Source organism: Sulfitobacter sp. PR48 (genome assembly GCF_028807335.1).
Taxonomy (GTDB): Bacteria; Pseudomonadota; Alphaproteobacteria; order Rhodobacterales; family Rhodobacteraceae; genus Sulfitobacter.
In genome coordinates this window covers 193,208-206,895 of the sequence record NZ_JARAMM010000006.1, presented here as the reverse complement: position 1 = coordinate 206,895, position 13,688 = coordinate 193,208, and the positions used below count along the sequence as shown (strand labels likewise).

The window sequence follows — 13,688 nt, the reverse complement described above, 5'->3', positions numbered from 1 at the left end:
TCGTGTTAGTTCCGTTTCCTGCTGACGATGAAGAAGAGGGTGACGATACCGACAGAGATCAGCAGGAAGACCGTCGATATCGCATTCATTTCAGGCGTCACGTTGCGCCTGAGCTGGCCAAGCATGTACGTCGGGAGCGTGTCCTGACCGGCCGATTTCACGAATTCGGTAATGACCACGTCATCCAGCGAGATGACAAAGGCGAGCATCAGTCCCGCGAGGATGCCGGGCCAGAGCAGCGGCAGCGTGATCCAGCGGAACGCCTGCCACTTCGTGGCGTACAGGTCCGCCGCCGCCGTTTCGAGCGAGAGATCCGTCATCTCCAGCCGTGCCCGGATCGGAAGATAGGCAAAGGGAATGCAAAAGGCGGCATGGGCGGCGACCAGATAACCAAGGCCGGTGTAGCCGGTGGCAAGCTTGATGCGCGAAAAGAAGATCAGCAGCGCGACGGAGACCACGATTTCGGGCACCATCAGCGGCATGTTGAGGAAGGCATATTTGGCGTTCAGCCCGCGATAGGGCCGGGTGCGGGTGGTGGCCAGCGCCGCCATGGTGGCCGCGGCGGTGGCGATAAAGGCCGCGCAGGTCGCGATCCGAAGAGAACGCCATGCGGCGTCCAGCACCTGTTCGTTGTTCCAGGCAATAGTGAACCAGCGCAGCGAGAAACCTTCCCAGATGGCCACCGACGCCCCGGCATTGAATGCATAGACGACAAGCGCGCCGATGGGCAGGTAGAGCAGGAAGAAGCAGATCAGCGCGACAATCGGAAAGCCGGACTGATGCCTGACGTCGAAAGACCCTTTGTCAGCCATGGTTCTGCCCTCCACTGCGGGTGGCGACGCGGACATAGACCATCAGCGCCAGCAGGACGATGGCCAGCATTGTCATGGAGAGTGCCGCACCCAGCGGCCAGTTCCGCCCCTGCCCGAATTGCAGTTCGATCAGGTTGCCCAGCATCAGGTTGCGCCCGCCGCCCAGCACGCGCGGCGTCACATAAGCGCCCAGGGTGGGGATGAAGACCAGGATCGATCCGGCGATGATACCCGGCCTGGTCAGCGGCACGATGACATGCCGCAGCACGTGCCAGCGGGTGGCGTAAAGGTCATAGCCTGCTTCGACGAGGCGGAAGTCGATCTTTTCCATGCTGGCGTAAAGCGGCAGCACCATCAGCGGGAAATAGACATAGGCCATGCCCAGCAGAATCGCGAAATCGGTGAACATCATCTGGATGGGCTCACCGATCACGCCGATCTTGATCAGCAGGTTGTTCACGATGCCTTCGTTACGGATCAGTTCCTGGATGGCGAAGGTCCGGATCAGCAGGTTGGTCCAGAAGGGAATCGTGATCAGGAACAGCCATATCTCCCGTGTGCGGGCGGAACGTGTGGCGATGAAATAGGCGGTCGGAAAGCCAAGCAGCAGGGCGATCAGCGTGGTCAGGAACGACAGCCGCAGCGACCGCCAGAAGATCGACAGATGTGCATCCGCAAAGGACAGCGTGTTGTCGAAGATGTCACGCTTGAGAAAGACGGAAAGCCAGGCGTCGGGCGAGAATTCCCAGATCACGTCGCCATAGGAACCGGGGGCGAGAAAGGAATAGACGAACACGATGGCAAGTGGCCCGATGGAGGCCAGCGCGATGATGACAAGCGCGGGTGCGGACAGAAGCCACCTGCCCCGGATCTCGCGGGTCTCGGCCTGTCGGGCGATGTCAGCGGCGGTTGCCATGATGCCTCAATCCTTCAGTATCTGTGCCGCGCCATCGTCGATCCTGATGCCGACGACCGTGCCGTTTTGTGGTGTGGCAGCCGCGCTGCGGCTGTTCTGGCGGCGCAGGATGAACTGCCTGCCCCCGTCGAGCCTGATGTGAAAATGCGTGTCGGTTCCGAAATAGACAGTGTTCTCCAACGTGCCGGCCAGATGGGCCTCCGGCCCCGCTTCGACGATCTGCGCATGTTCGGGGCGCACGACGATGCTGACCTGCCCCGAGGGCCGGAAGCCTTCGGCCACAAGCGCGGGAATGCGCTTGCCGCCCGGCAGCGCCACCTCCGCCATGCCATCGGACGAGGACAGCACATCGGCCTGCATGAAGTTGGTCTCGCCGATGAAGTCCGCCACAAAACGCTCTGCCGGGCGGTCATAGATCTCGCGCGGGGAACCGATCTGCAGGATCCGGCCCGCCGACATGACCGCAATGCGGTCCGCCATGGTCAGCGCCTCTTCCTGATCGTGGGTGACAAAGATGAAGGTGATGCCGGTCTCATGCTGCAGGCGCTTCAGTTCGATCTGCATTTCCTTGCGCAGCTTGAAATCGAGCGCGGAAAGCGGTTCGTCCAGCAGCAACACCTTGGGCTGCGGGGCCAGCGCGCGGGCCAGCGCCACACGCTGCTGCTGGCCGCCTGAAAGCTGAGCGGTCTTGCGATCCTTCAACGCCTCAAGCTGCACCAGCTTCAGCATCCTGTCGACGCTGTCACGAATCTCCGTCCTGGAGCGTTTCAACATGGCGAGGCCGAAGGCGATGTTCTCGCTCACCGTCATATGCGGGAACAGGGCGTAGTTCTGGAACACCGTGTTGACGGGTCGCTTGAACGGCGGCAGGGCGGCGATGTTCTGACCGTGCAGCCTGATGTCGCCCCCGCTCGGATAGCTGAAGCCGGCGATCAGCCGCAAAAGCGTGGTCTTGCCGCAACCCGACGGCCCCAGCAGGGTGAAGAACTCGTTCTCCCTGATCGCCACCTCGACATCGTCGAGCGCGGTGAAGGCACTGGCACCCGCCCCGTAGACCATGCTTACGTTGCGTACCTCAATGGCAAATTCGTCACTGGCTGAATGGGGCATCGTTCATTCCTCTCCTGATCCGAGGATGTCGTCCGGCTGGTCCGGAAACGGTGATTTCCGGACCAACTGGCTCATGACAGACCGTAGACTTCGGCGGCGTCTTCCGTGGTCAGCAGGCCCTGCGCGATCTCGCGTTTCAGCACCTCACGATCCCGCTTTTTCGGATCGCCATAGCCGCCGCCACCGGCGGTCTCGATGATCAGCCTGTCGCCCTTCAGCAGTTCGGTATTGCCTTTCGATGGCAGGCTGAGACGTTTGCCATCCCGTTCGACCGTGAACCGCGAATGCTGACCACTTTCGCCGTCGAACAGGCCCCAGGGCGCGACCTTGAACCGGTCGGAATAGGAATTGAACGTCACATCGTCCGCGAGAATGCGATAGACCCGCCGGGCACCAAGGCCCCCGCGCCGCTCCCCTGCCCCGGCAGAGCCGCGCCGCAGCGAATATTCCTCGACCCGCATGAAAGGGTAATCGGTTTCCAGCGATTCAACCGGCACGTTGGAGCAATTGCCGACATAGCCGTCCACCACATCAGCGCCGTCCGCGCCCGCTGAAGCGCCCCAGCCGCCGCCGACGACCTCCATGTAGACGCGGTAGCCTTCGGGCGACATATGGCCCATGCCGATGGCGTTGGTCGTGTCGTGGCCCGAGGCGAGAACCTGGTTCGGCACCACCTCGGACATGGCCAGCATGATGACGTTATAGACCCGGTGACAGGCGTTGTTCCGGGCGCGCACGGCACGCGGTTCGCTGGGGTTCAGGAAGCTGCCGTAAGGCACATTGATCGCACGGATCGGGCGATAAAGCCCGTCATTGACCGGGATGCGACCACCACCCAGCAAGATGCCGATGGCGCCGTAGGCCGCCGAAATGGTCGCCGCCAGGGGCGAGTTGATGATGCCCTTGGTCTGTGGCGCGCTGCCCTCGAAATCAAGCTCCAGCGCATCGCCGTCCACCTTGATCTTTACCGCCACGCGCAGCGGATCGGGGGTAAAGCCGTTGTCGTCGACAAAATCCTCGGCCTGGTAAATGCCATCGGGAATCGCGCTGATCGCCTCGCGGGCCAGACGCTCGGAATAATCCTGCAGTTCCGCCGCGCCGGCCAGAACCGTCTCTTCGCCGAACCGTTCAAGCATCTCGATGAACCGTCCCTCGCCGGTCCGGTTGGCGGCGAACTGGGCATAGATATCGCCCATCACCTCGTTCGGCGGGCGCACGTTGATGCGGATGAACTGCTCCAGCAGACCATCGCCCATGTCGCGATGCACGTTGAAGCGCGACAGCGGAATCCGCAGCCCCTCGGAATAGACGTCATTGGCCGAAGCATTGGGCCCCGCGGCACCGCCACCGGTGTCGATATGGTGACCCAGCGAGGCACTGAAAGCGACCAGCTTGTCGCGGTAGAACACAGGCGTGAACAGGATGATGTCGTTCAGGTGCTGCGCACCGCTGTAGGGGTCGTTGGTCATCAACCCTTCATCTGGCTGGATCGTGGACAGATCGAACTTGTTCGCAAAAGCCTCGAAGACCTTGCCGAAGGAGTTCATGTGGATCGGGCAGAACTGCGCCTGCGCGATGATCCGGCCATTGCGGTCCAGGAAAGAGGTCGAACAATCCCGCGCCTCGCGGATGATCGTCGAATAGGCGGAGCGGACCAGCTTTTCGCCCATTTCCTGCGCGATGCCGTGCAGCCCGTTGCTGATGATGTTGAAGGTGGCTTGCGTGAGTTTCTCGGACATCTGATTACGCCTCGCTTGTCAGGATAAGGGCGCCGGTGCGGTCGACCGTCGCGGTCCAGCCGGGCGGCACCAGCGTTGTCGCCGTCGGCTCTTCGATGACGGCAGCACCCGTGATCTCGGTGCCCGGCACCAGATCGCCGCGCCAGTAGTAGCTGCAGGGGACCGGCGCGCCGGCAAAGGTGATTTCCCCGGTGTCCGCAGGCTGCGCATCGGCGGTCGGATCAAGGGGTCGGGTGAGCGAGGACATCACGTCGCTTTCGGTTGCGACAGAGGCTGTCAGCCGGAAGGTCACGATCTCCACCTCACCCATGGAAGCGACGGCGCCATAGCGTGTCTCATGTGTCGATTTGAAGAGGCCCAGGACATAGTCCTTGCCCTCCCGCTCCAGCCGGTCGGGATCGACATCGGACAGCAGCTCGTAGCCCTGCCCCTTGAAGCGCATCTCAAGTTCGTATGCGAAGGCGATGTCCTGGGGCTTGCCACCAAACTCGGCGAATTCGGCCTCCGCCTGCTTGCGGATGCGGTCGAAGGCGGCGCGCACGTCATCCGCGACGCTGTCGGTGACGCGCATCAGGTTGGTTTCGCGGTAGATTCGCTTGAGGTCGGCGACCAGAAGCCCAAGGGCTGAAAACAGCCCCGGATAGGGCGGCACAACGACACGTTGCGCCTTGAGCTCTGTCGCGGCGAGCGCCCCGATCATCGGCCCCATGCCGCCATAGGCATAGATCGCATAGCCCTTGGGGTCATGCCCGCGCTGCACCGACACAAGGCGGATGCCCTGGCTGACATTGGCGACACTGATGTCGATCATCGCCTGCGCCATCGCATCGGCGGTCTCGTTATTGCTTGCGCCAAGGGCGGCAAGCGCCTCGGTTGCGCGTTCGGGCTGAAGCGTCATACGCCCGCCCAGGAAGCGCTGCGGGCGGATCCAGCCCAGTTGCACCAGCGCATCGGTCAGCGCGGGGTCGGTGCCGCCGTGGCCATAACATGCGGGCCCCGGACGCGCCCCGGCAGAGCGCGGCCCGACCTGCAGCATGCCGCCCCCGTCGACCCAGCCCAGGCTGCCGCCACCTGCGCCGATGTTCGCGATGTCGATGCTCGGCAGGCCTACGGGCAGGCCATCCACCTCGGTTTCCGAGGTGATCTCGGGTGCGCCGTTGGCAATCAGGCAGATATCGGCACTGGTGCCACCTACGTCCAGCGTGATGACATTGTCATCGCCAATGGCCTCGGCCATGCGCACCGCGCCGATGACACCGGCCGCCGGGCCGGAATTCAGCATCTCGACCCCACGTCCGTGTGAGCCGCTGCTGGGCAGCACACCGCCCGAAGATTGCATGATGAACAGGTTGCATCCGGGCGAACCGGCGTGGAGGTGCTGCTCAAGCCGTTCCAGATAGCGCCCGACCAGTGGCACCAGATAGGCCGCCATGGTGGTGGTCGAGGCGCGTTCGTATTCGCGGAAGGTCGGCAACACGTCGGAGGACAGCACAACCGGCAGATCCGGGGCGCGCTCGGCGATGATCTCGCGCACGCGCTGTTCGTGCTGCGGGTTGCGGTAGGCGTGCAGCAGGCAGATGGCCAGCGCCTCCGGCTGCTCCTTTTCCAGCAGCAGATCCAGCGTCTCGATCAGGGCCGCCTCATCCAGCGGGGTGACGATATCGCCCTTGGCATCCACCCGCTCGCGGGCCTCAAAGCTCAGGTTCAGCGGCACCAGCGGCTCGGGCTTGTGACAGGCAATGGCATAGACGTTCGGGCGCAGCTGCCGTTGAAGCTGCAGCAGATCCTTGAAGCCTTCGGTGGTCAGCAGTGCGGTGCGGCACCCCTTGCGTTCGATGACCGCATTGGTCGCCACGGTCGAGCCGTGAAACAGGCGGTCGAGCCCTGAAAGGTCACCTTCCAGCGCCGAGTTCAGCCCGTCCAGCACGCCGATGGAGGCGTCATGCGGCGTGGAGGGAACCTTGTGGCTGTGTACAACGCCACCTTCGATCCAGATAAGGTCTGTGAAGGTGCCACCAACCTCGATTGCCATTTTTACCATGTTTTCCGTCCTGTTTACCGCATCCGGCAGAATGTAGTTTTCCTTTGGCGCGACACGCTGCGTCGCGCCCTGCGTGCTGGGCACGCCGGTGATTGTTCTTTGATCGGCATGTTCCGCCCCGTTCAGGCGACCGCACAAAGCGCCACCTGTCCGGTCGGACGGCAGGTTGACCTAGAAAGTCCCCTGCCCGATCCCTGTGTTGAAATGATTATTGGTTAACTGAATTGATGCAAGATAATAATATTAACCAAATGTGTGAACTGATTTGACGAATTTTGAGTGCCGCATTACTGAAGGTTCATTACAGCAACCGGCACGACGGGCGACCGCCTGACACGGTAAATTTGTCAAAATAACTCTCATAGTTCGCGAAGTTTATTGATTTGCGTCAGCCAAATTCATGACGCTACCCTTCTCGCAACACGCCTGACGGGCGCAGACGCACAGACTCGGCAATGACCCGACCTGCCGCAGGCAGGTCACATCAGGGTCGTCAGACGGAGAAGATGATGCACAGAACCAGACTTTATATCGACGGCACCTTCACAGCCCCCGGGGATAACCGGCATTTCCCGGCGGTCGACCCCGCCACGGAAGAGACCTTTGCCGAGATTGCTGCGGGTCAGGCCACGGACATCGACCGCGCGGTGCGTGCGGCACGCCGTGCCTTCGATTCCGGCGCATGGCCCGGGATGGATGGAAAACAACGCGCCGGTGTGCTGCGCCGGATCGCGGAGGGCATTCGCACACGGTTGTCCGAGATTGCCCTGCTGGAGGTTCGCGACAACGGCAAGCCGCTGCCCGAAGCGGAATGGGACATCGGCGATGCGGCCTTTTGTTTCGACTATTACGCGGAGCTGGCCGAACAACAGGCGATCCAGCCGCCAGAGACGGTCGATCTGGGCGATCCGCGTTTCGAAGGCAAGATCCACCGCGAACCGTTGGGGGTGATCGGTGCCATCACGCCGTGGAACTTCCCGCTGCTCATGGCGGTCTGGAAGGTCGCGCCCGCCCTCGCCGCAGGGTGCACCATCGTTCTGAAACCATCCGAAATTTGCTCGCTGTCCTGCGAGGTGCTGGCCCAGGTGATCGACGCTGCCGGGGTGCCGCCGGGGGTCTTCAACCTCGTGACCGGCACCGGACCGGACGCGGGGCAGCCGCTGGCCGATCATCCGCTGGTGGACAAGCTGGCCTTTACCGGGTCGGTCGCCACGGGCCGCAAGGTCATGCAGGCTGCCAGCGCCGGGATACGCACCGTCTCATTGGAACTGGGGGGCAAATCGCCCTTCATCATCTTTGACGACTGCGACATCGACAAGGCCGTCGAATGGATCATGTTCGGCATCTTCTGGAACAAGGGAGAGGTCTGTTCGGCCACCTCGCGGGTTCTGGTCCAGCGCGGGATTTTCGACCGGCTGCTGGACCGGCTGCGCACCGCAGCGGAGGCGATCAGGATCGGGCCGGGGGATCAGCCGGGCGTCAAGCTGGGGCCGCTGGTGTCCAGGGGGCAATATGACAAGGTGCGTGCCGCCATTGATGCAGGTCGGTACTCCGGTGCGCGCCTGGTCACGGGGGGAGACCGTCCGGCAGGCTTTGATCACGGCTATTACCTGACGCCGACCATCTTTGCCGATGTGCCAACCGATGCGGATATCTGGCGCGAAGAAGTGTTCGGCCCGGTCGTCTGCGTCAATCCCTTCGACACGGAAGAACAGGCGCTCGCATTGGCCAACGACAGTGCCTACGGGCTGGCCGGGGCGGTCATGTCGGACGACCTTGACCGCTGCAACCGCGTCGCGGCAAGGCTGCGTGCGGGGATCGTCTGGATCAACTGCTCGCAACCGACGTTCACGCAGGTGCCCTGGGGCGGCTACAAGACATCGGGCATCGGCCGCGAGTTGGGCCGCGCCGGGTTCGATGCCTGTTTCGAGACCAAGCAGATCACCCGCTTTGACCACAAGGAACATTGGGGCTGGTACCTCGATGTGCCGGATTGAGGCGGTGGGCCAATGACCAAAGCACTTGAAAGCCTCGCCGCCGCGACCCGCACGCCCTATTGGGCAGAGACGGCGGGGCCGCAACCGGATTGCCCGCCGCTGGAAACGGACACGCGCTGTGACCTTGCCATTGTCGGGGGCGGATTCACCGGCCTCTGGACAGCGCTGGAGGCGCGCCGCCGCATGCCGGATGCGCGGATCCTGCTGGTCGATGCCGGGCGCTGCGGCAACGCCGCTTCGGGACGCAACGGCGGGTTCTGCGCACCGTCAATCTCGCACGGCATCGGCAACGCGATGCAACGCTGGCCGAAAGAGGCCGAGGCACTGATCCGCCTTGGCATGTCCAACCTTGACGATCTCGAAGCGGATATTGCGACCTACGGCATGGAGGTTGAGTTTGAACGCTCGGGCAAGCTGACCGTCGCCGCAACCCCCTGGCAGGTCGAAGGGTTGAAGGCGCAGCAGGCCCTTCGCCGCCGCTTTGGCAGCGAGTCCCATTTCCTCGAAGGGGATGCCCTGCAGGAACGGCTGGACTCACCCGTCTATCACGCCGGTCTTTTCGAGCCGAATTATGCCCTGCTGAACCCCGGCAAGATGGTGGCGGAGCTGCGGCGCATCGCGCTGGCCGGGGGGGTCGATATCCACGAGGCCACCCCGGTGACCGGCGTGGCAAAGCGGCAGGACGGGGTTGAGCTGATCGCACCGGGCGGACGTATCGCAGCGCGGCAGGTGGTTCTGGCGACCAATGCCGCGCCGCCGCTCCTGCGCCGGTTGCGCAGCGCATTGATCCCGATTTTCGACTATACCATCGTGACCCGACCGCTGCATGATTCAGAGCTGGCCGCCATAGGCTGGACTGATCGCTACGGGATTGCCGACAGCGGGAACCAGTTCCACTACTTCCGCAAGACGGCAGACAACCGCATCCTCTGGGGTGGTTTCGATGCGATCTATCACTTCGGGTCGCGCCGCGACGATGCCTTTCTGACCGAGAGCGGCAGCTTGGCCCGCCTTGCCGAAAACTTCGCCCGCGCCCTGCCCCCACTGGCGGATGTGCAGCTGACCCATGCCTGGGGCGGGATCATCGACACCTCTGCGCGCACCACGTTCTTTGCCGGAACCGCGCAAGGCAGGCGCGTGGCCTATGCGATGGGCTTCACCGGACAGGGTGTGTCTGCCAGCCGGTTCGCGGCCCTGACGATGCTCGACCTGCTGCAGGGGCGCGAGACCGAAAGGACGGCCTTGCAAATGCTGCGCCGCAGGCCTTTTCCCTTCCCGCCCGAACCCTTCCGCTGGCTTGGTATCCGCCTGGCGCAGCACGGTCTGGCGCGCGAGGATGCCACCGGGCGGCGGTCCGCCTTCAACAGGACGCTCGACAGGTTCGGCGTCGGCTTTGACTCCTGAAAGGAAACCGCATGGCCCGGGCTCCCCGCCACGTTCTCGACTTCAACGATCCTTCTGTCACGGCGGTGGAAAGCACCGTCTCTGACCCCGCCATCGTCGACCAGCCCTACGGCGCCCGCAGCTGGCGTCATTTCCAGCGCCCCGAAAGCGGGGCCCTGGCGGGCATCTGGGAGGCCGAGGCGCATCTGGAACGCGTTGACTGCGACTATGATGAGCTGTGCCATTTGCTGGAAGGCAGGGTGCGCCTGACCGATGCGGAGGGCGTCTCCCAAGAGTTTGGCCCGGGCGACAGTTTCGTCGTTGCTGCCGGATTCCGTGGCACCTGGGAAAACCTGACACCCGTGCGCAAGGTCTTTTTCATCCTGCAACCAAGGTGAGACCACAGGCAGGCCGCCCCTGCCGTCAGCCCATGAGCGACGGCAGGTAGAGGCTGATGATCGGGAATGAAATCAGCAGCGCCAGCGTGATCAGGTCGACCGCGATGAACCAGCTTACCCCGCGGAAGATCGAAACCAGCGACACCCGTTCACCAAGCGCGCCCTTGACGATATAGACGTTCAGGCCGACCGGGGGCGTAACCAGTCCGATTTCCAGCAGCTTGACCAGGATGATGCCGAAGTAGATCGGCTCGATCCCGGCTTCGCGGGCCACGGGCAGGATGATCGGCATGGTCAAAAGCAGGATGCCGATGGAATCGAGAAAACAGCCCAGGATCAGGTAGAGCACGGCGACCATGGCGATCACGATCAGTTCGGTTGATCCGAGCGAGAGCAGCGATTCCGCGATGAAACTCGGCACGCCGCTCAGGGTCATGAACTTGCCCAGCAGGGTTGTTCCGATCACCACCATGAAGATGCCCGCCGTGCTGGTCAGCGTCGCCAGACCGCTGCGGTAAAGCGACTGCCAGCTCAGCGCCCCGCGCGCGGCACCCAGCGCGATGGCCAGCGCCGCACCGATGGCCCCGGCCTCGGTCGGGCTGAACAGGCCGATGAAAATTCCCACCAGAACCCCGACGATGATGGCTGGCAGCGCCCAGATCTCCCTTGCCGCGTCAAGGAAATCACGCCGGGTGAAGGTTTCGGAAACGGCGGGGGCCAGACGCGGGTTGAACGAACAGCGGATGACAATCATTCCGATGAACATGGTTGCCGACAAGAGACCGGGCAGGAAGCCCGCCATGAAGAGTTTGGCGATGGAGACCTCGGCGAGATAGCCGTAAAGCACCATCAGGATGCTCGGCGGGATCAGCGAGCCAAGCGTACCAGAGGCCGCGATGACGCCGGTGGCAAGGCCGGGGTCGTATTTGTAGCGCAGCATTTCCGGTGTGGCGATCCGGGCAAAGGCGGAGGACGTGGCCACGCTGGACCCCGAGGCCGCCGACAGCATTGCGCAGGCTCCGACGCTTGCCACAGCCAGCCCGCCGGGAAGCCAGGCCAGCAGGATGCGCATCGCCCGGAAAAGGCCCGCGGAAATCCCCGTCTCTGACGCGACGAACCCCATCAGCAGGAACATGGGGATCGCCGTCAGATTCCAGTCGCCGACAAAGTTGAAGGGCACCGCCGTCAGCATCCCCCAGGCCGCGCGCGCGTTCAGCAGCACGCCGATCCCCACGAAGGACACGAGACCCAGCGCGACCCCGATCTGCACGCGCAGCAGCAGCAGGATCAGGCCCGCGCCCAGCCCCAGAAATCCGATTGTCAAATTTTCCATTGCTGTCCCAGTTCAGGTCTCGGCGTCTTCGGGTGTGTCCGGCGACGGGTTGAAATCGGGGTCCGTCGCTGCCTGCCACGCGTTCGCGACAACCATCAGCAGCGCCGCGGCAAATCCGATGGGCAGGGCCAGCTTTGCCGGCCAGATGGTTACAAAGACCGCTCCCATCATCATTTCGTTCATGTTGAAAGACCGCAGCGCGTCCGTGCCGGTCTGCCAGGCCAGAAAACCAAAGAAGGTTGCCGTGATCAGGTAGCCGGCCACGAGCACACAGCGCTTCAGCATTTCCGGCAGCATTCGGTAAACCAGATCCACCGCGATAGGCTCTTTCTTCAGCTCCACGAAGGCCAGCGGCAGAAACACCACCAGCACCATGTGATAGACCGAGATGATCTCAAGATTGCCGGGGATCGGGCGACCGGCCAGATTGCTGGCCAGCACGTCGATCACCGTCTGAAGCATCATGAGAAACAGGCTCATGATCGCAAGGGCGGCCAGAACGATGGCGAGACGTCTTATCCAGCGTAAAAACATCCGCTTCTCCTCTCTGGCCGCCCCTTGTTCCCGCTGCTCAGTTCACGCCGTAGCTGGCCACATCGACCTTGCCATAGATCTCGTCCTTGAAGACCTTTTGCAGGGCGGCGGTATCGCTGCGGTCCACATCTGCCAAAAGACCCTCCCATTTTTCATAGACCGCGTTGAAACGCGCGATCAGGTCTTCGGCGCCTTCGACATTCAGCCTGCCCGCCACTTCTGCCGCCATCGGTGCCACCTGCTCGGCTACAAAGCTGTCCAGCGAGGCCTGCAGATCTTCGCCCGGTTCGTGGACAGTCACACCGTGATCCCCGGCTTCGGCAAGCGCCTCGTCCACGGATTGCTCAAACGCGGTGGTCATGGTGACCAGGTTGTCGGAGATGCTGTCGACCAGCAGCTGCCGGTTCGCTTCCGACAGGCCCGACCAGGCCGGTTGGTTCATCGCGTATTGCCACCCGGCGAAATACTGCCCCAGGTCCAGCAGCGTCACCTCCTTGGCCACATCCCAAAGCGAGCGTGACTTGAGATCGTTGGGTGAATTGGCAGCACAGTCGAGCTGACCTTTTTCCAGCCCCGTGAACATTTCCGACGATGGCACGTTCACCGCAGCCGCATCCACCGAGGCCGCCCAGGCCGCATGAATTGGGCTGGGCATCCTGATCTTCTTGCCTGCGATGTCATCCAGCGTGACCACGGGAGAGGTGCACATCAGCGCATAGGAGGGCGAGGCATAGCTGCCTAGAAAGACGACACCCTGCTGGCGGAACATCTCCTGCATCTGGGCATCGTTGAGGTAGAAGTCCGCGACAGCCGCCGTCAGGACCATGCTGTCGTTGAACGAAATTCCCAGCGCCGCCAGAACGTTGTCCGCCGGAAGGTCAGAGGGCGTATAGGTGCCCGCGTGATAGGTCATGTCGACGATCCCGTCGCGCAGGCCGGACAGGTGGGCACCCGGCGGAAGCACGGAATCGCCTGTATAGACTTTCAAGCTCAGTTCCCCGCCCGATTTTTCCTCAAGCGTCCGGGCCAGGGCCTGATAGCCGTCCGTCACCAGCGGGTAGGTGTCCGGGAACCAGATGCTCGCGGTGATCTCCTGCGCCGAGGCCGACAGGGCCGTGACGCTGCACAGCCCGGCAAAAAGGGCTCCTGCAAAGTGTTTCATATCTCTTTCCTTTCCCTGTTGTTCGCGCATTGCGCATGTCAGACCGGTCGTGTTGTCCCGACCGTGCGGTTCTTTTTCGTTGCCCCACCGGACGTGGTCCGGCCGGACTTGGTTGCCTTGCACCGGGCCGCCCGACGACAGGACCGTCCCGGCCCTAACCGGTCGCCAGCCCTGCCAAAGGCCACTGCGTCAATAAAGTCTGGATCTGCATCTGGCCTTCTCTGGGTGCGCGGCACCCGGACCGATTGATGCACGATCATTCC

The 13,688-nt window shown here is 63.0% G+C and carries 11 protein-coding genes; 3 read left to right on the top strand and 8 right to left on the bottom strand.

Annotated elements, in window-relative coordinates; genetic code table 11:
* Window positions 1-5 precede the first annotated feature (5 nt).
* The 5 genes from PVW51_RS10270 to PVW51_RS10250 all read right to left on the bottom strand — a co-directional run bounded on the left by PVW51_RS10270 (window position 6) and on the right by PVW51_RS10250 (window position 6,618).
* Entirely contained in the window at window positions 6-812 is an 807-nt protein-coding gene (locus PVW51_RS10270) for an ABC transporter permease (protein WP_274574926.1), read from the bottom strand.
* On the bottom strand, window positions 805-1,728 hold the full coding sequence (locus PVW51_RS10265; protein ID WP_274574925.1) for an ABC transporter permease: 924 nt from the start codon (window positions 1,726-1,728) through the stop codon (window positions 805-807). Before PVW51_RS10265 ends, PVW51_RS10270 begins: the two co-directional genes overlap by 8 nt.
* 6 nt (window positions 1,729-1,734) lie before the next feature.
* The gene (locus PVW51_RS10260) at window positions 1,735-2,838 is read right to left on the bottom strand and encodes an ABC transporter ATP-binding protein (protein ID WP_274574924.1); all 1,104 of its coding nucleotides are present in this window, start codon (window positions 2,836-2,838) and stop codon (window positions 1,735-1,737) included.
* A 71-nt stretch (window positions 2,839-2,909) separates the two neighbouring features.
* Window positions 2,910-4,577 carry a hydantoinase B/oxoprolinase family protein gene (locus PVW51_RS10255; RefSeq protein ID WP_274574923.1) on the bottom strand — a complete coding sequence of 556 codons (1,668 nt, stop codon included), beginning with the start codon at window positions 4,575-4,577 and terminating at the stop codon, window positions 2,910-2,912.
* 4 nt (window positions 4,578-4,581) lie between these two features.
* Entirely contained in the window at window positions 4,582-6,618 is a 2,037-nt protein-coding gene (locus tag PVW51_RS10250) for a hydantoinase/oxoprolinase family protein (RefSeq protein ID WP_274574922.1), read from the bottom strand.
* A gap of 509 nt (window positions 6,619-7,127) precedes the next feature.
* Here PVW51_RS10250 and PVW51_RS10245 point away from each other — a divergent pair.
* The 3 genes from PVW51_RS10245 to PVW51_RS10235 are packed head-to-tail and all read left to right on the top strand — an operon-like array spanning window position 7,128 to window position 10,396.
* Window positions 7,128-8,615, top strand: a complete 1,488-nt coding sequence (locus tag PVW51_RS10245) for an aldehyde dehydrogenase family protein (RefSeq protein WP_274574921.1) — start codon at window positions 7,128-7,130, stop codon at window positions 8,613-8,615.
* Window positions 8,616-8,627: 12 nt separating this feature from the next.
* Window positions 8,628-10,019 carry an NAD(P)/FAD-dependent oxidoreductase gene (locus PVW51_RS10240; RefSeq protein ID WP_274574920.1) on the top strand — a complete coding sequence of 464 codons (1,392 nt, stop codon included), beginning with the start codon at window positions 8,628-8,630 and terminating at the stop codon, window positions 10,017-10,019.
* Window positions 10,020-10,030: 11 nt separating this feature from the next.
* On the top strand, window positions 10,031-10,396 hold the full coding sequence (locus PVW51_RS10235) for a cupin domain-containing protein (RefSeq protein WP_274574919.1): 366 nt from the start codon (window positions 10,031-10,033) through the stop codon (window positions 10,394-10,396).
* A gap of 25 nt (window positions 10,397-10,421) precedes the next feature.
* Here PVW51_RS10235 and PVW51_RS10230 read toward each other — a convergent pair whose 3' ends face one another.
* The 3 genes from PVW51_RS10230 to PVW51_RS10220 are packed head-to-tail and all read right to left on the bottom strand — an operon-like array spanning window position 10,422 to window position 13,425.
* Window positions 10,422-11,729: a TRAP transporter large permease gene (locus tag PVW51_RS10230; RefSeq protein ID WP_274574918.1), complete on the bottom strand. Its 1,308-nt coding sequence runs from the start codon at window positions 11,727-11,729 to the stop codon at window positions 10,422-10,424.
* Window positions 11,730-11,741: 12 nt separating this feature from the next.
* Window positions 11,742-12,263, bottom strand: coding sequence for a TRAP transporter small permease subunit (locus tag PVW51_RS10225; RefSeq protein ID WP_269367188.1), 522 nt, complete (start codon window positions 12,261-12,263; stop codon window positions 11,742-11,744).
* A gap of 37 nt (window positions 12,264-12,300) precedes the next feature.
* Window positions 12,301-13,425 carry a C4-dicarboxylate TRAP transporter substrate-binding protein gene (locus PVW51_RS10220; RefSeq protein ID WP_274574917.1) on the bottom strand — a complete coding sequence of 375 codons (1,125 nt, stop codon included), beginning with the start codon at window positions 13,423-13,425 and terminating at the stop codon, window positions 12,301-12,303.
* Between the last annotated feature and the right edge of the window lie 263 nt (window positions 13,426-13,688).